Origin of the sequence: Sorangium sp. So ce394 (assembly GCF_051474665.1) — a bacterium.
GTDB lineage: Bacteria > Myxococcota_A > Polyangia > Polyangiales > Polyangiaceae > Sorangium > Sorangium cellulosum_D.
This window is the reverse complement of sequence record NZ_CP150339.1, coordinates 3,095,208-3,112,223: the sequence shown is the minus strand read 5'-3', so window position 1 is coordinate 3,112,223 and position 17,016 is coordinate 3,095,208. Positions and strand designations below refer to the sequence as shown.

Here is a 17,016-nt window from a genome sequence, read left to right as displayed (position 1 = left end):
GCGCGCCGCTCAGCGGCCGGCGGACAGCCGCCCTTCCGCCACCGGGCCGGCGAGCGCCGCCCGGTACCCGAGGTAGCGCCCGAACGCGCGCATCGCCTGGTTCCAGTGCTTGGGCTGCTTCACCCACATCTCCTTCACGCCGACGTCGGCCAGCGCGTCTCCCACGTCGATCCACCGCGGATCGCCGGTCAGCGCGTAGGCGGCGCCGAACACGGGCACGATCAGCAGGTTGAGGTCGGCGGTCCCGCTGTCGTCGTACGCGTCGGTCTCGCAGCCCCAGAGGTACCGGAGCGCGCGCCGGTCCGAGGTGATCGCGCGCTCCGCGAGCCAGCCCGCGGCGCGCGCCACCACGTCGCGGACCCGCGGGTCGCCGGTGAGCGCGCGGTAATCCATGAGCGCGTCGACGAGCAGCGCGGTCATGAACGGCGAGCCGCCGCGCGGGCCGCGCTCGCACTCGGACGGGTCGGCCCGGTGGATGTCGTGCTCGAAGGCGCCCGACGCGCCCTGCCGCTGCCACGCCACCGTGCGATCCGCGAGGCCGCGCAGCGCCGCGAGGAGCTCCGGCCGCGGGTCGAGCGCGTAGTAGCTCGACAGCGTCATCATCGCCCAGGCCATGTTGCGCTCGGTCGCGCGCAGCACGTCCTCCTTGCCGCCCGTGAGCGCCGGCAGGTTCAGCCGGAGCGCCTCGCCCATCGCGAGGACCGCTTCCTTCGCCGCCGGGTCGCCGGTGAGCAGGTAGTCGTCGAGCATCCCCTGGCCGAGCATGCGCCGGAGGACCTGCCAGGAGAGGGGCGCCGCGGGGGTCCAGTCCTCCTTCTCGCAGACGTGGACCGCGAGCCGCCGGTCGGGCGAGAACCGGAGCTCGTGCTGCCGGTACCAGACGGCCTCGGCGCGCGCGCGCCGGTAGCGGGCGGCGTCGCCGTTGCGGAGGAAGCGCTGGTAGAGCGCGTGCGGGCCGTCGTAGTAGGTGCGGTGCGCGCCCGCGCAGCTGACCCCGTACGCGTCGTAGGCGGGCGTCATGCGGGCGAGCGCGCCCTCGATGCCGCTCTCGAAGCCGGGGAAGCGGCGGTCGTCGATGGCGGGGAGCTGCGGCCCGCACACCTGGCTCGCCGCGTACCACGAGGGCGGCAGCACCGCGGCGATCGGGCCGTCCGGGTCCGGCAGGAGCGATTCGTCGAGCACGGCGCCCTCGATGCCCGGCGCGTCCGCCCGCTGCCCGGGGGAGCTCGCCTTGGCGCGGCGCCGGGGCGCGCCCGCCGGGGGCTCGCCGGGCGGAGCGCCCTTTGCGGGGCGCGGGGGAGCGCCGTGCTCCAGCGTGTAGATCGCGCGCTCGCCCGGCGCGAGCGCGGCCCGGAACGCGACGAGCGCGCTGCGGATCGAGCCGTCCAGCGGCCAGACCGCGAGCGGCTTCGCGCGCAGCGGGACCGGGGCGCCGCGGCCGTCGCGCAGGCGGAGGAGGCGGACGTCGCGCAGCGCGCCCGGCGCGAACGGCACGCCCGACGACACGACGGCCTCCGGCGGCGGCGTCGCCCCGGGCGGGCCCTTCGCGGGCGCGCTCGTCGCGGCGTCGGCGACGAGCAGCAGCGGGACCGAGCCCGCGCGCGCGGCGGCGACGTGCGCCTCCAGGACGGCCCGCACGCGCGGCTCCACGCGGCGCGCCGCGGGCACCCGAGCGGACGGCCGGCCGCAGCTCGTCCAGAGGAGGGGCGCTGCGAGGAGCAGCGCTGCGAGCAGGCGGAGGGCGCCGGGCCTCGCCTTTGCGCGCTGCGCATCCATGCCGCATCCGATGACCGGCGCCCGCCGCGCATCGCGGCCGAGCATCGGGGAGCGCGGCCGCGATGAGCCCGGCCGTTCCGGCGCGGCGCGCTCGCCCGGTCGCGCCCGCCGGCGACCCTGTTTGCGCAGCCGCCTGTCGCCCTCTCTCGGGCGCTCGACATCGTCATGAGACCATTCGCCACGACAGCCGCTCTCCTTGCGCTTTGCCCATGCACCCGGCGTAGACCTCCGTATCCGGCGTCCCCGCGAGCGCCGCTCGTTCAAATCCGGCCACCCCCCTCCGCCACGAGGGTTGTGTTCGGAGCGCATGGCCAGTTCCTGCCTCCTCTCCAGCAGCCACGCGTTTGCCGGATTCGTCGCCCTCTCCTATCCTATGCGATTCGCTCGCTCGCGCCGATCCATGCAGCGAGCCGGGACGAAGGGGGGGTGTAATGAACAGAAATCTTCTGGTCGCGGGGTCGCTCCTCGCGGTCGCGGGGTGTGCTGCGAACGTTGACGACCCGAGCGCGGACGGGGCGTATGACGCATACGACATCGAGGCAGCGCCGGGGCGGCTGCGGGCGGGTGACGTCGTCGCTTACGAGGCCGAGACGCCCCACCCGTACGTGGGAGGCTGGAAGCACGCGATCACGTCGCCGGGCGCCGCGTTCGTGCGCGCGCACCTCACCGGCTTTTCGCTCGCGAAGGGCGATTATGTCACGGTCTCGAGCCCCGACGGCTCTCGGTCGTTCCGGTACGAGGGCCGGGGACCGAACGACGACGGCGACGTCTGGGCCTTTGCCATCGAGGGCGAAACGGCGGTCGTCGAGCTGCACAGCGACAGCGGCGGAGGCCACGGGTTCTCGATCGCGGACATTGCCCACGGGACGGTCGCGCTCGACCCGGGCGTGGTGAGCTCCGACGAGGCGGACCCGCGCAGCGCCCCCCTCGCGCTACGGCCCTTCGGGGGCACGCCGGAGGTGGTGTGCTCCACGGACGGTCGCGAGGACATCGCGTGTCACCCGGAGCTCGACGCCCAGCAGAAACCCGTGGCGCGGCTGGTCTTCATCAGCGGCGGGGGCGTGTTCCTGTGCACGGGCTGGCTGGTCGCCGGGAAGTACGAGAGCACGCTCATCACCAACAACCACTGCATCAGCACCCAGAGCGAGGCGAACACCCTGGAGGCCCAGTTCGGCTACCAGCACACCACCTGCGGGGGCTCGACGCTGGCGAGCGCCGCGAGCGCCGCGAGCGTCTCCGGCGGCGACGTCCTCAAGACGAGCAGCAAGTACCGCTCCGGCTCCGCAGGCGGCCTCGATTACACGCTGATCGCGCTGCGTGGCAGCCCCGAGGCAGCCTGGGGCGAGCTCACCCCGACGACGAGCGCACCCCGCGTCGGCACGCCGATCAACGTCATTCAACATCCCGGCGGGAGCCCGAAGAAGGTCGGCTACTGGAGGGATCGGACGCAGACCGCCCGCTGCCAGATCGACACGACCGACCAGACCTACTATCATATCGATGCGACCAAGTGGACCCTCCACCGCACGGCCACGAGATCGCAGACCGGCTATTCGTGCGACACCGAAGGTGGCTCGAGCGGGTCGCCGATCGTCCATGGCGAGACGGGCAAGGTGATCGCCCTCCACCACCTCGCCGACGTCGATCCGTTCACCTGCCAGAACGGGGGAACAGAGATGGCCGAGATCTGCGCGGACGCGGGCGAGCTCCTCCGCTGCGCGCGGGATTGAGGCGGGCCCCTGTCTCGATCATCGAAGAAGGGACCGAGGCCGGCCCTCTTCCTCTCCGCTCGGGAATGAGCTTCGCTCCTCGGGCGTACGGCAGCCCGCATGCAAGACCACCCCCGATCCTCACGCCGCGGCTTCCTCGGTGGAGCCGCCTCCGTCCTCCTCCTCGGCTGCGCCGGAGCGCAGCAGCCGCAACCGGCCGGCGCCGGAGCCTCGAGCGCGGCCCCGGCGGCGCCATCCCCAGCGGCGGCGGGCGCGCAGGCCGCCGCTTCGCCAGCGACCTCGCCCGGGCCGCGCGCGCAGGCTGCGCCGGCCCTCGCGCGCATCGAGGCGCAGCTCGGCGGCCGCATCGGCGTGGCCGCCCTCGACACGGCGACCGGGGCGCGCGTCGGTCACCGCGCCGCGGAGCGCTTCGCGATGTGCTCCACCTTCAAGGCGCTCCTCGCGGCGTGCGTCCTCGCGCGCGCCGACCAGGGCCAGCTCAGGCTGGATCAGCGCGTCACCTACCGTGCGTCCGATCTGCTCGAGCACGCGCCGGTCACGCGCGCCCGGCTCGCGGAGGGCGGCCTGAGCGTCGAGGACCTCTGCGCCGCCATCGTCGAGATCAGCGACAACACGGCCGCCAACCTGCTCCTCGCGCAGATCGGCGGCCCCGCCGGGCTGACCGCCTACGTCCGCGGCCTCGGCGACGAGGTGACGCGCCTCGACCGCAACGAGCCCGCCCTCAACGAGAACGTGCCCGGCGATCCCCGCGACACGACGACCCCCGACGCCATGACCGATACGCTTCGAGCCATCCTGGTCGGCGATCGCGCGCTCCAGCGGGTGTCGCGCGAGCGCCTCGCCTCGTGGATGGTCCGGGCGACCACCGGCCTCGCCCGCCTCCGGGCGGGCCTGCCGAAGGACTGGGTCGTCGGCGACAAGACCGGGACCGGCAACGGCATCGCGAACGACGTCGCGGTCGCGTGGCGCCCGGCGCGCGCGCCGATCGTGATCGCGTGCTTCGTCGACGCGCCGTCGGCGAGCGTCGACGCGCGGAACGCCGCGCACGCCGACGTCGCCCGCGTCGTCGCCGAGGCGTTCGGCTGAGCCGGCGCCCCCCTGCGCCGCCGTCGAGCCACGGCGGCGATCGTGCGCGCCGGACGTCGTGATAAGCGTCGCCGCACCATGCAGGCGCCCGACACCGACCCCTCCGCGCCCTCGGAGCCGCTCCACGACAGCGCCCCCCCGGCCGCCCCCATCGCGGACGCCGCCGCGCCCGCCGACCGCGGCGCCGCGCCCGCCGACCGCGGCGCCGCCCCCGCGCCCTCCCCACCCCGCCGCTGGGCCGTCGGGCTCCTCAGCGCCCTCCACGCCCCCGTCTTCGCCTGGGCCGCGCTCTCCCTCCCCTTCCGGCCGTGGACGCTCTTCGCCGTGGCCACCGCCGCGCTCGCGCTGCTCCACGCCGCGACCGCCGCGCTCTCGCTCCTCCCCCACCCCCTCGCGCCGCGCGCCTTCCGCGCGACGTCCTTCGCCTCGCTCGGCTACCTCGCCTTCCTGAGCTACGGGCTCCTCTCCTCGGCCGTCTACGTCGCCTCGCTGAACCGCGGCCTCGGCACCGGCATCGCCGCGGCGCTGCTCGCGGTCTGGGCGGTCGTCGCGCTCCTCACGCTGCCGTTCGCCTGCTGGGGCGTCGCCTCGACCGGCGGCCTCCGCCTGCTCCGCCCGGAGCGCCGGCCCACGCCCGCGCTCGCCGCGCTCGCCGCGCTGGCGCTCCTCGCCGCGATCGCGCTGCTCTTCCGCCACCGGGTCGCCAAGGCCGACGTCCTGCCCGTGCCGGGCGGCGCGCCGTCGCGCACCGGGGCGGCGCTGCGCGAGGCGCTCTCGTCCTTCGACGCGCTGCCCGCGCCGCCGGCCAAGGCGCCGTCGCTCATGACCACGGCGCCGGCCGCGTGCCCCGCGCCCCCGGAGCCCGGCCGGCCCACGCTCGTCGTCACCCACCTCGCCCGCGCGGAGGACCCCCAGCGCGCCACCGCCGCCACCCGCTGCCTCCAGCCCGCGCCCGGCGACGACCTCGCGGCGGCGCTGCGCGGCGCGCTCGCCGAGGCGCTGCGCGGCCCCCTCAAGATCGACGTGGTCTCGGCCGTGCAGCCGCTCGCGTCGCCGGGGCCGGGCCTCGTCGGCCTCGCGCTCCGCCCCGGGCTCGACGGCCTCTGCCTCGCGGAGCGGTGCCTCATGCCGTGGCAGCTCATCGCGACCGACGCCTTCAACACGAACGCGCCGCTCGCCGGCGTCCCCGACTTCCGCTTCGGCGTGGACCTCGCCGTCCTGCGCCGCGCCCTCGGCGAGCGCGAGCCGCCCGGCGGCGGCCCCGTGGGCCCCGACGACGCCGCGCTGCGCCGCGGCCTCGCGCGGATCGAGACGCTGAGCTACGCGGTCGACGCCGAGGGCGCGCTCCACCTCCTCTCCCGGATCGGCGAGCCGTCGGTCCCGCTCACCGAGGCGACCGCCCAGCGGGCGGCGGCCGCGGCCCAGCGCTACATCCTCGGCGCCCAGCGGAAGGACGGGATGTTCCGCTACATCGTCGACCCGTTCACCGGGCGCGCCTCGTTCGACGGGTTCTCGATCGCGCGCCAGGCCGGCACCACCCTCGCCCTGTGCGAGCTCGGGGGCGGCGACGGCGGCGCGCCGGCGCGGCCGGAGCTCAGGAAGGTGGTGCAGCGCTCGCTCGGGCTGCTCGCGAAGCTGGAGCGCAAGGGCGGCGAGGGCGGCGCCGTCGGCGCGCTCTTCTACCCGGCGGACAGCCCCGGAATGGTCGCGAGCCTCAACCCCACGGCGCTCAGCCTCGTCGCGTTCCTGTCGTGCCGCGACGTCGTCGGCGATGCGCACGACGCGCTCATCGGGCGGCTCGCCCGCATGGTGCTCGCGACGCAGCGGGACGACGGCGGCTTCGCGCCGCAGCTCGACCTCGCGCGCGTCGCGCCGATCCTGGGCCCGACGCAGCTCTACGAGGGCGGCCAGTCGGTCCTCGCGCTCACGCTGCTCGAGGCGCTCAGCGCCCGCGAGCCGCGGCCCGAGCTCCCGCCCGCGGCCGAGGTGCGCGCCGCCGTCGACCGGGCCATGGACTACTACGCGAACCGCTACTGGGACCATTTCGCCAGCGATTTCGTGTACATGGAAGAGAACTGGCACTGCCTCGCGGCGCGCGCGGCGCTCGGCCACCACCGCCGGGACGACTACGAGCGGTTCTGCCTCGACTACGTGGCGTTCAAGTCGCGGCTCGTGCTCGACGAGGACAGCGGCGTGGCGCCCGATCTCGTGGGCGGGTACGGGTTCGGCAACGTGCTGCCGCCGCACAACACGTCGACGGCCGGGTTCGGCGAGGCGCTGGCCGGGGCGATGGCGGTGAAGGCGGCGCGCGGCGAGGATCTCGCGCGGGAGCGGGCGCTCATGGAGCGGGTGCTCGGGTTCCTGGTGCGGCAGCAGTGGTCGCCGGCGACGTGCTTCGCCTGCAGCCGCGACGTGATCGTCGAGGGGGGCTTCAGCGAGAGCATGGCGTCTCCCCGGATCCGCATCGACTACGTGCAGCACGCCTGGGCCGCGCTCGGCCATGGGGGCCGGATGCTGGGGCTCGTGCCGGGGTGGAGCGCGCCGGCGGCGGGGCCGCTGTGAGCGCGGGCGCCGGCGGCGAGGGAGCCGGACGCGCGGGCGCGGGCGGTCATGACGCGAGCGCGGCCGTGGCCGGTGCCCCCGCGGCGAGCGCGGCCGTGGGCGGCGGCCCGCGGCTGGTCGATCGCAAGGGCTACGCGTACGGCGTGACCGCGGGGCTCATGCTCCTCATGCTCGCCCCGCTGTTCCGCCGGCCTCCGGTCGACAGCTTCCCGCTGTCGACCTACCCGATGTTCTCGTGGGGTCGCCACGACGCGCGCACCACGGTGGAGCGCGCCGTCGGCGTGGACTCCCGGGGCGAGCGGCGGCCGATCCCGCCGCGCCTCGTGGGCAGCGAGGAGGTGCTGCAGGCCAAGGCCACGCTGGCGCAGAGCATCCGCCAGGGCGCCCGCGCGGCGCGCGCCCTGTGCCGCGGCGTCGCGGCGCGCGTCGCGGAGGACGATCGGTACGCCGACGTCGTCAAGGTCGAGATCCGGACCGACACCTTCGACGCCGTGGCGTTCTTCGACGGGCACGAGACCCCGGTCGACTCGAAGCTCCACGCGACCTGCAAGGTGGGCGCGCGATGAGGCGGCTCCTCGACCGGCTCGACCGCGGCTTCTTCGCCGAGGCGCCCGCCGAGCGGCTCGCGCTCCTGCGGCTCCTCGTCGGCGCCTTCGCCCTCGTGTACCTCTGCGTCCGCGCGGTGCACCTCCAGCGGGTGGGCCACCTGCCGCCGGAGAGCTTCAGGCCAATCGGCGTGGTGTCGGCGCTGTCCGCGCCGCTCCCCCTCTGGGCGGTGCGGGGCCTCATCGGCGCGGCGATCGCGGCCGGCGCGGCCTTCGTGGCCGGCTACCGGTTCCGCGTCGCCGGCCCGCTCTTCGGCGCACTGCTGCTCTGGGTCCTGACCTACCGGAACTCCTGGGGCATGGTGTTCCACACCGAGAACCTGCTCGTGCTCCACGTCATCGCGCTGAGCCTCGGGGCGTCGGCCGACGCCTTCTCGCTCGACGCGCGGGCCGCGCGGCGCGCGGGCGCCGCCCCGCCGGCGCCGGACGGCCGTTATGGCTGGCCGATCCGGCTGTTCTGCGCGATCACGGTGGCTTCGTACTTCATCGCGGCGGTGACCAAGCTCCGGAACAGCGGCCTCGACTGGGCGTTCAGCGACATCCTCCGCAACTACGTCGCTTACGACAACGTGCGCAAGATCGCGCTCGGCGACACGCACTCTCCGCTCGGCGGCGCGCTGGTCCGCTACCGGTTCCTGTTCCCGCCGCTCGCGCTCGCGAGCCTGGCGATGGAGCTCGGCGCGCCGCTCGCCCTGTTCAGCCGGCGCATCGCGGTCGTCTTCTGCGGCGCCGCGTGGCTCTTCCACCTCGGCGTGCTGCTGACCATGGCGATCCTGTTCCCCTATCCGCTGCTCGGGATCGCGTTCGCGGGGTTCTTCGAGCTGGAGAAGATGCGCGATCTGAGGCGCCCGCGCCGCGCCTCGACGGGAGTCGGCCCCTCGCGCCGCTACGCGCGTTCGTCCGGCGCGTCGTCGAGCGGCTCGCACACGACATAGATCTTCTTCCCGCTCGGATGGATCGCGAGCGTCGCATAGCGCTCGCACGCCAGGCACGCCCGCACGTCGATGGTCTCCTCTCGCCGCGGGCAGCGCACCTGTTGTGGCGCCACGCCGCCCCCCTCGATCTCGAGCCACGCCAGCTTCTCCGGTGCATCCAGACGACAGGTCATCGTGCCCTCCTCCCGCGGCCCTCGGCCGATGAAGGGGGTTTTGCAATCGACGAGCCGCGCGAGGGCGCGCCGCGGCACGGGCGCGACGAGCCGTCCGGACCGTATCCGATCGCGCCTCCTGCCGCGGATCCCGCGCCCCTCCGCCCCGCTCCTCCGACCCGCGGGTGCGCAGCCGGCGGGCCGAGCGGCTCGGTGCTCGCGCCGTGGCGCACGCCCTGCGCTGGAGGGCGCACGGCGTGCATCGGCGACGAGCGCTGCTCGCCGCGCCGGGGTGCTCACGCCGGCGCTCCCGATGGCGTGCCGATTGCTGCGTCGTACACGCAGCGTTCGGAGGGGTCACGATGGCAGCAGACTGGCTGATCGAGCTGCTGACGGCAGCCGGCGGCGTTGGGGCGGTGGTCGTCGCGACGAGACGCCTGCTCGCCCGGCGCCATTACCGCGCCTCGGACGTCACCCTCGTCTGCCCGCGGACCGGCACCCCGGTGCGGTGTCGGATGATCGCCGACGGGCGCTCGGGGGAGCTCGTCGAGGTCGCGCGGTGCTCGCGGTTACCCGGCGGGCAGCCCGCGTGCGATCAGGACTGCGTGAAGCTCCTCAATCTGGGCATCCGCCTCTCGCCCGTCGATCCCGCGCGCAGCGGCCCCTCACCCGTCGATCCGGCGCGCAGCGGCGCGCGCGCCGACGTTGGCGACCCCGGCGACCCGCCCAGCCCTCCGGCGCCCTGACGCCACCGACGCGCACGGCATGCGCCGACGCGCAATCCGTGCATCTCCCCGCGCGCGGGCAGCCGTCCTCGCCGGGGAGCCGTCGTGGGCACATGGCGTGCTCTCGGCCGGGGATCATGGCTTTCCAGACCCAGACGACCACGACCCGCTCCTCTGGCAATCTGCCGATCGCGCTCCTCCTCCTCGGGAGCGGCGCCCTCCTGTGGATCCGCGCCGCCCTGCGCACCCCGAGCGCGCTGGCGCTGCTCCCCGGCGCCGACGGGTGCCTGACCGCCGGGATCGTCGGCGTGCTGCTCGCGTTGCTGCACGGCATCCCGTACCGGACAGCGCTCCTCTGGATCGCGGCCCCGCTCGTCCTCGTTCAGGTCATCACCAGCGAGCTCGCGGGGTCGTCCTTCCTCCCCGTCCTCGGGATCGAGCTCACCGCCCTCGGCCTCTTCGGCCTGCCGCTCTCCCGGCTGCCCCGCCGCCGCACCGCGGCCGCCGGAGCCGTCCGCTCGCTGCGCGAGGCGCACCCGTCGCCCTCCTGAGCCCGCAGAGGAGCGGCAGCGCCGCCGGAACAAGCGCTCTCCCGCGACGCGCACGCTGAGGTCGCGCCGACCCCGGCGCGCGACAAAAGACTTGGTTGCAGTCCCGCCTCGCCGGGGCTCGTCGCCCGGCGATCCGCCGGGGGCCCGGGCGGCGCGGGCCCCGCCCGGGCGGGCGGGGCCCCTCGCTGCCGCGGATCAGAACTCGAACTTGTCGAACGAGTTCAGGTCCTTGAACGCCTCGACGAGGCGCGCGGCCAGGCCCTTCTCGCCGAGGTGGAGCCAGCCGCGCGGGTCGATGTACTTCTTGTTGGGCTTGTCCTCGCCCTCGGGGTTGCCGAGCTGCGACTTCAGGTAAGCACCCTTGTCATCCATGTACTTCTTGATGGGCTGCGTGAAGGCCCACTGCGTGTCCGTGTCGATGTTCATCTTGATGACACCGTAGGACACCGCCTCGCGGATCTCCTCGGGCGACGAGCCGGAGCCGCCGTGGAACACGAAGTCGACCGGCTTCGCGCCCGTCTTGCGCTCCTTCTGGATCGCGTCCTGGGAGTTCTTCAGGATGGGCGGCCGGAGCTGCACGTTGCCCGGCTTGTAGACGCCGTGCGTGTTGCCGAACGACGCGGCGACCGTGAAGTTGCCGATCGGCTTCAGCGCGTCGTAGGCCGCGAGGACCTCGGCCGGCTGGGTGTACAGCTTGGCGTTGTCGATGCCGCTGTTGTCGACGCCGTCCTCCTCGCCGCCCGTGACGCCGAGCTCGATCTCGAGGGTCATCTTGATGGCGGCCATCTGCCGCAGGTACTTCTGGCAGATCTCGAGGTTCTCGTGGAGCGGCTCCTCGGAGAGGTCGAGCATGTGCGAGGAGAACAGGGGCTCTCCGTTCTTCTCGAAGAACTTCTTGCCGTGCTCGAGCATGCCGTCGACCCACGGGAGGAGCTTCTTCGCGGCGTGGTCCGTGTGCAGGACGACGGGCACGCCGTAGGCCTCGGCCAGGTTCCGCACGTAGTGGGCGCCCGCGATCGCGCCCGCGATGGCGGCCTTCTCGCCCTTGTTGTCCAGGAACTTGCCGGCGAAGAAGTGGGCGCCGCCGTTCGAGAACTGGATGATGACGGGGCTCTTGGCCTCCCGTGCCGCCTGGAGCGCGGCGACCGTGCTGTGCGAGCCGATCACGTTCACGGCCGGCAGCGCGCACTCGACGCTCTTCATGTACTCGAACAGCTCCTGAAGAGCGGAACCAGTGATCACGCCGGGCTTGAGCTTCATCTTGGACATGGCACCTTGAATCCTTGTTCCTTGCTCGGGTTGCGCTGAGCATGCAACGCGAGGGCGGAAAGCGGAAGGGTGGATCGGATCCCCAGGGCGGGCGCGTCCCGGTACCATCGCCGAAGCCCCGGGAGCAAGCGGATTCTCCCGTGCGGCAGCGCGCGGACGAGGAGCGTTGCGTCACCGCGGCGACGGCGAGGGACGAAGCGGCTTCGAAATCTTCCTGAGATGTCAAGCGCGACCGGCGCTCGTGGCCACCGCCCGGTCCCTTGCCGAGAAAAATCTTTCAATTTCAATAGGTTACCATCGACCCAGGGGACGGCTCGCGATTGACGCCGCCGGGGAGGTGGGCCATGCCGGACGCACGCCCATGACCATCGAATGCGCAACGATCGCGAAAAGGATTCGCACTCGGGTCGCCTGGCTCGGCCTGGTTGCGTCGCTCGTCCCCCTGGCGGCCGGCTGCGGTGATGACGAGCACAATCAACCCAGCGGCACCGGCGGCGGGCAGAGCGCCGGTGGAGGCGGTCTCGGCGGCGATGGTGGCTTTGGCGGCGGCCAGGGAGGCAACGGCGGCCTTGGCGGCGAGGGTGGCATTGGCGGCGGCCAGGCGGGCAGCGGCGGCCGGGGCGGCGAAGGCGGCCTCGGTGGCAGCGGTGGCCTCGGCGGCAGCGGCGGCTCGGGCGGCCAAGGCGGCCTTGGTGGCAGCGGTGGCCTCGGCGGCGCCGGCGGTGCGGGTGGCAGCGGCGGTCTCGGTGGCAGCGGTGGTCTCGGTGGCAGCGGCGGCCTCGGTGGCAGCGGCGGCCTCGGTGGCAGCGGCGGTCTCGGTGGCAGCGGCGGTCTCGGTGGCGCGGGCGGCGGGGAGCCGGGCGACGAGCATCGGGTGACGTCTCCCGGCGGCGAGATCGTCGTGACGTTCGACGTTCAGGGCGGGGTCCCCGTCTATTCGGTCGAGCGCGCGGGCAGGGCCATCCTCGCCGACTCCGCGCTCGGCCTCGCCTTCGGCGATCTCGGGCCGCTCGGCCGCGGCGCGCGCGTCACCGGCGCGGATCGGCGGACCGTGGACTCGACATGGAATCCGGTGTGGGGCGCCGCCTCCGAGGTTCGTGAGCATTACAACGAGCTCACGGTCCACCTGGCGTCGAGCGCGCCGGCGCCGCGCCTCGACATCGTGTTCCGCGTCTTCGACGACGGGCTGGGCCTCCGGTACGTCATCCCCGCGCAGGAGGGCCTCGGCGAGCTCGCCGTCACCTCCGAGGACACCGAGTTTCGCTTCGCCTCGGACGGCACCGCCTGGTGGACGCGCGCGGACTTCGAGGGCGACGAGTCGCTGTACAACCGCGGCGCGCTCAGCGCCGTCGAGAACGCCAATACGCCCTTGACGGTCCAGCTGGCGGAGGACCTCTACGTGGCCTTGCACGAGGCCGATCTCGACGATTACGCCGCCATGACCCTGGAGGCGCTCCCGGGCGCCCCCCACGCGTTCCGGAGCGCGCTCGTGCCGGCGCAGAGCGGCGCGGAGAGCTCCGCCGTCAAGGCGCGGATCACGCTGCCCTTCGAGACGCCGTGGCGCACCCTGACCATCGGCACCGGCGCCGGGCGCCTCCTGGAGTCGCACCTGATCCTCAACCTCAACGATCCGTGCGCGATCTGCGACGGCGACCTGTCGTGGCTGCGGCCAGGCAAGTACATGGGCGTCTGGTGGGAGATCCACAAGGGCCTGTCGACCTGGGAGCCGGGCGAGCACGTCGGCGCCACGACCGAGAACACGCAGCGCTACATGGACTTCGCGGGCTATCACGGCATCTCGTACGTCCTCGCCGAGGGCTGGAACCGGGGCTGGGACGGCAGCTGGACCGACATGGATTACACCGCGTCGAACGACCGCTTCGACCTCGAGGAGGTCGTCGCGTACGGGGCGGCGCGCGGGGTCGGCTTCGTCGCGCACATGGAGACCGGCGCCAACGTCGACGGCTTCGAGGCCCAGCTGGACGACGCGTTCGGGCTCTACGAGTCGCTCGGCATCCACGCCGTCAAGACAGGATACGTCGGGAGCATCCCGGGCTATCACCACTACAGCCAGCGGATGGTGAACCATTACGCCGAGGTGGCGAGGCGGGCCGCGGACCACAAGATCATGGTCGACGCGCACGAGCCCATCAAGCCGACCGGGGAGGAGCGCACGTATCCCAACTTCATGACCCGCGAGGGGGTGCGCGGCATGGAGTACGAGGCCTGGAGCGACGGCAACCCCGCCTCGCACACGCTGACCGTGCCCTTCACCCGCATGCTCGGGGGCCCGGTCGACTACAACCCTGGCATCTTCGACGTCCTCTGGGCGCCGGAGAAGATCCCCGAGAGCCCCTTCGCCGGGAACCCGCCCGCCCGGGTGCACACGACGCGCGCGCACCAGCTCGCCCTCTACGTCATCCTGCTCAGCGGGCTCCAGATGGTGACCGACGTCCCCGAGCACTACGAGGGGCAGCCCGAGCTCGCCTTCCTCTCGCAGGTCCCGGTGACCTGGGACGAGACCCGCGTGCTGAACGCCGCGATCGGCGAGCACACGACCGTCGCGCGCCGGAGCGGGGGGGACTGGTACCTCGGGAGCGGCACGGACAGCACCCCGCGCGCGCTCCGGATCCCGCTCGACTTCCTCGGTGAGGGGGCGTTCGTCGCCGAGACGTACACGGACGACGCCGAGGCCGACTACGACGCGCGCCCGAACCTGGTCGCCCGCAGCCGGTTCCTGGTCAGGCCCGGCGACACGCTCGTCGCGGCGATGGAGGCCGGCGGCGGCCAGGCGGTCCGCCTCCGCCCGGCGACCGCCGAGGACACGGCGAGCCTCGAGGACTACCGGGAGCCGCGCTACGCGGTCGAGGACGTGGCGCTGCCGGCGGTGGCCGTGGAGGGCGACGTCGTCGCGGTGACCGCCGAGGTGACCAACCTGGGCAACCTCGTCGGCGGCGAGACGGTCGGCCTCATCGTGGGCGGCGCGCCGGCCGACGCGCGCTTCCTCCGGATCAACGCCGACGCGACGGCGACGGTCGCCTTCGAGATCCGGCTCTCCGGGCGCGGGCCGGTCAGCGTGGCCGTGGGCGACGCCGCGCCCGTGACCGTGACGGTGATCCCGCGGGACGAGGCGCCCCCGGCGCCGGAAGACCTGCGCGTCACGGGCGCGAGCGCCGCCTCGATCGACCTGGCCTGGGGGGCCGTGCCCGGGGCGGTGGCGTACCGCGTCTACCGGCACCTGCCCGGCGGGCTCTACGGCGACACCCCGCACGCCGAGGTGGACGGCGCGCTCACGACGTTCACGGACGCGGGGCTGACCGCCGACCAGACCTACTTCTACATCGTCCGCGCCGTGCACGCGGACGGCGCCGAGTCGCCGGCGTCGAACGAGATCGTGCAGGCGGCGACGCCCCGCCCGGTGGCCGTCACGTTCCGCGTCTGGGCCCCGCCGGAGACGCCCGCCCTGGACACGGTCTACGTGCCCGGCAGCATCGACGCGCTCGGCCCGTGGAACCCGGGCCTCGTGCCGATGACGCGCGTGGGCGGCGGGATCTGGGAGACCACGGTCGAGATCCCCGAGGGGACCGAGCTCCAGTACAAGTACGCGCGCGGCACCTGGGATCGCGTGGAGTGGTGGGGGCGCATCACCGGGGTCACGAACCGCGCCGTGTCGATCCCGCTCGGCGGCGGCCCCCAGGTCGTCGACAACACCTCCACGGCGTGGGACGACGGCGCGCTCCCCGACATCGACAAGGGGGTCCGCTTCTGGCGGGATCCGCTCGTGTCCGGCACGGCGCCCGCCGACGGCGACGTCGTCGCGGCGGCGCCCGCGATCGAGGTCGGCTTCTCGCGCGACATCGATCCGCAGGGCGCGGGCGGCTACGAGGGGTCGGTGCAGGTGGCGCGCGACGGCGAGCCGGTCGCGGGCGCGGTGGTCGAGGCCGCGCCGGGCCGCCTGGTCTTCACGCCGGCCGAGCCGCTCGCGCCGGGCGCCTACGAGGTGGTGGTCTCCGACGTGAGGAGCGCGCTCGGCGTGGACGGCGTGCCGATGCAGGCGCCGTACGCCTTCGGCTTCACGGTAGAATAGCCCCCGCGGCGAGCCGCCCTCGCCGCGCCGCCCTCCGGAGATCCGCATGCAGGCCGATTCCGCGTCGCCCGAAGAGCTCCTCGCCTCCCTGGGGGAGGCCGCGCACAACCTGCTGTTCCCCAGCGAGTCCGATCACCCGCTGGAGCCGTTCCGGTCGCGCGGGGACGCGTCGTCGCCGGCCGCGCTGCGCGCGGCCGAGGGCCTCGCCGCCGAGACGCCGGTCGAGGTCACGACCCTCGACGACTTCCTCGCGCCCGTCCTCGATCCGCCCGCCGAGGCCGGCGACGCGGCGCGGGCCGACGCCGGGCGGTACCAGGAGCTCGCGGAGCTCCTGGAGCGCCACCTCGCCGATCTCCGCGTCTACCGCGTGGGCCGCGTGGACATCGACGCCTACGTCGTCGGCCGCCACCCGTCGGGCGCGTGGCTCGGGCTCAAGACCAGGGTCGTCGAGACCTGATCGCGCCGCTCAGCGGCCGCCTACGGGCCCGTCGTCGGTGCGCGCCTCGAGCGCGCGCTGCACCGCCTCGGGCAGGGCGGTCAGGAGGTCGTAGCCCGCGCGCCGCTCGATCTCGTCCACCGTCGTGCGGTACTGCCCCCAGCCCTCGTCCAGGATCCCCGCCTCGTTCGGCATCACCGCCGCGATGACGCGCGTCGCCGGCCCGATGTCGTCCGGCCCCTGCCCCGGCTCGAGGACCACGGCGACCTTGAAGAACGCGTCCGGCACGGCGACGCCCTTGCCGATGGCAGCCGGGCGCGCGCGCCCGCCGAAGAGGCCGCCGGCGATCACGAACAGCACCCGCCGCTGCTTCTGCGCGAGCTCCTGGCACGCCTCCTCGAGCCGGAGCCACGGGCCGGCGTTGAGGTCGTGCCGCTGCGGCAGGATGTTCGTGAGGAGGAACGTCGCCTTGTTGTCGTCGGGGGTCCGCGTCCGCTCCTCGGAGCGGACCATGTGGCCGCGATCGAAGCCGGAGCCGGTGTAGTCGTCGTGTTGCACGCGGTACCAGCCGTCCGGCAGCGCCGCGTCGGCGAGGAACTTGCCCCGGTGGCGGGGCGCGTCGCCGAACGACGCCGCGTCGAGCCGCCAGCTGACCCAGTTCGCCACGTTCCTGGAGCGGTTGTAGGAGAGGGCGTACTGGGGCTTGATCATCAGGTGATCGTCGGACGCCGCTGCCTCGGCCCGGGCGGCCTGCGCCCCGGTGCGGGCCGGCACGCCGAGCTCGAGGTGGACGCTCTGCGCCGGCGGCCGCGGCGAGGGCGCGCCCTTCGTCGGAGCGCCCTTCGGCGGCGAGGGGCTGCTGGATCGGCCGGACGACGGAGACGGCCTGGAGGGCCGGTCCTCGCCGCGGCCCAGGCCGAGCTCCTCGAGCCCGCGCTCCAGGCCGCACTTGACCCCTGCGGCGCTGAGCCCGGCGACGGCGAGCGCGACGAGCGCCCGCGAGCCCCAGGACTTCCGTTGTCGCTTCCTGTTCGAGCCCACGTCGGCGCTCCCAGCGTTCTACGGCAGCGAGGGTGCCAGCGTCCAGCGCGGCGAGCTCGGC

General features: G+C 74.1%; 14 protein-coding genes. 9 read left to right on the top strand and 5 right to left on the bottom strand.

Annotated elements, in window-relative coordinates; translation table 11 throughout:
* Nucleotides 1–9 precede the first annotated feature (9 nt).
* Nucleotides 10–1,776, bottom strand: a complete 1,767-nt coding sequence (locus WMF33_RS11620; protein ID WP_437337192.1) for a hypothetical protein — start codon at nucleotides 1,774–1,776, stop codon at nucleotides 10–12.
* Nucleotides 1,777–2,207: 431 nt separating this feature from the next.
* On the opposite strand from WMF33_RS11620, the gene WMF33_RS11615 reads away from it, so the two are divergent.
* From WMF33_RS11615 to WMF33_RS11595, 5 genes are all read left to right on the top strand, one after another.
* Entirely contained in the window at nucleotides 2,208–3,506 is a 1,299-nt protein-coding gene (locus WMF33_RS11615; protein WP_437337191.1) for a trypsin-like serine peptidase, read from the top strand.
* Nucleotides 3,507–3,605: 99 nt separating this feature from the next.
* Nucleotides 3,606–4,592, top strand: a complete 987-nt coding sequence (gene bla, locus WMF33_RS11610; RefSeq protein ID WP_437337190.1) for a class A beta-lactamase — start codon at nucleotides 3,606–3,608, stop codon at nucleotides 4,590–4,592.
* Between the two features lie 78 nt (nucleotides 4,593–4,670).
* The gene (locus WMF33_RS11605) at nucleotides 4,671–7,154 is read left to right on the top strand and encodes a hypothetical protein (RefSeq protein ID WP_437337189.1); all 2,484 of its coding nucleotides are present in this window, start codon (nucleotides 4,671–4,673) and stop codon (nucleotides 7,152–7,154) included.
* 65 nt (nucleotides 7,155–7,219) lie between these two features.
* On the top strand, nucleotides 7,220–7,720 hold the full coding sequence (locus WMF33_RS11600) for a hypothetical protein (protein ID WP_437337188.1): 501 nt from the start codon (nucleotides 7,220–7,222) through the stop codon (nucleotides 7,718–7,720).
* Nucleotides 7,717–8,694 carry an HTTM domain-containing protein gene (locus WMF33_RS11595; protein ID WP_437337187.1) on the top strand — a complete coding sequence of 326 codons (978 nt, stop codon included), beginning with the start codon at nucleotides 7,717–7,719 and terminating at the stop codon, nucleotides 8,692–8,694. The genes WMF33_RS11600 and WMF33_RS11595 overlap by 4 nt, the downstream gene beginning before the upstream one ends.
* Here the strand turns inward: WMF33_RS11595 and WMF33_RS11590 are convergent.
* A complete protein-coding gene (locus tag WMF33_RS11590; RefSeq protein ID WP_061628637.1) occupies nucleotides 8,646–8,867 on the bottom strand; it encodes a hypothetical protein in 222 nt (73 codons plus the stop codon). The two genes, WMF33_RS11595 and WMF33_RS11590, sit on opposite strands and share 49 nt — an antisense overlap.
* A 341-nt stretch (nucleotides 8,868–9,208) precedes the next feature.
* Between WMF33_RS11590 and WMF33_RS11585 the strand changes: the two genes are divergently transcribed.
* Entirely contained in the window at nucleotides 9,209–9,592 is a 384-nt protein-coding gene (locus WMF33_RS11585; protein WP_437337186.1) for a hypothetical protein, read from the top strand.
* Nucleotides 9,593–9,708: 116 nt separating this feature from the next.
* Complete coding sequence (locus WMF33_RS11580; protein ID WP_437337185.1) at nucleotides 9,709–10,122, top strand: hypothetical protein; 414 nt, start codon at nucleotides 9,709–9,711, stop codon at nucleotides 10,120–10,122.
* A gap of 195 nt (nucleotides 10,123–10,317) precedes the next feature.
* On the opposite strand, the gene fbaA is transcribed toward WMF33_RS11580, so the two are convergent.
* Complete coding sequence (gene fbaA / locus WMF33_RS11575; RefSeq protein ID WP_020734307.1) at nucleotides 10,318–11,391, bottom strand: class II fructose-bisphosphate aldolase; 1,074 nt, start codon at nucleotides 11,389–11,391, stop codon at nucleotides 10,318–10,320.
* Between the two features lie 283 nt (nucleotides 11,392–11,674).
* The gene (locus WMF33_RS11570; RefSeq protein ID WP_437337184.1) at nucleotides 11,675–12,262 is read right to left on the bottom strand and encodes a hypothetical protein; all 588 of its coding nucleotides are present in this window, start codon (nucleotides 12,260–12,262) and stop codon (nucleotides 11,675–11,677) included.
* A 3-nt stretch (nucleotides 12,263–12,265) separates the two neighbouring features.
* Here WMF33_RS11570 and WMF33_RS11565 point away from each other — a divergent pair, with 3 nt between their 5' ends.
* Together WMF33_RS11565 and WMF33_RS11560 are read left to right on the top strand one after the other, a co-directional pair.
* Complete coding sequence (locus WMF33_RS11565; protein ID WP_437337183.1) at nucleotides 12,266–15,478, top strand: glycoside hydrolase family 97 catalytic domain-containing protein; 3,213 nt, start codon at nucleotides 12,266–12,268, stop codon at nucleotides 15,476–15,478.
* Nucleotides 15,479–15,524: 46 nt separating this feature from the next.
* Nucleotides 15,525–15,935 (top strand): nuclease A inhibitor family protein, encoded by a 411-nt coding sequence (locus tag WMF33_RS11560; RefSeq protein ID WP_437337182.1) that lies wholly within the window; start codon nucleotides 15,525–15,527, stop codon nucleotides 15,933–15,935.
* A 9-nt stretch (nucleotides 15,936–15,944) separates the two neighbouring features.
* On the opposite strand, the gene WMF33_RS11555 is transcribed toward WMF33_RS11560, so the two are convergent.
* Nucleotides 15,945–16,955 (bottom strand): DNA/RNA non-specific endonuclease, encoded by a 1,011-nt coding sequence (locus WMF33_RS11555; protein WP_437337181.1) that lies wholly within the window; start codon nucleotides 16,953–16,955, stop codon nucleotides 15,945–15,947.
* Nucleotides 16,956–17,016 lie beyond the last annotated feature (61 nt).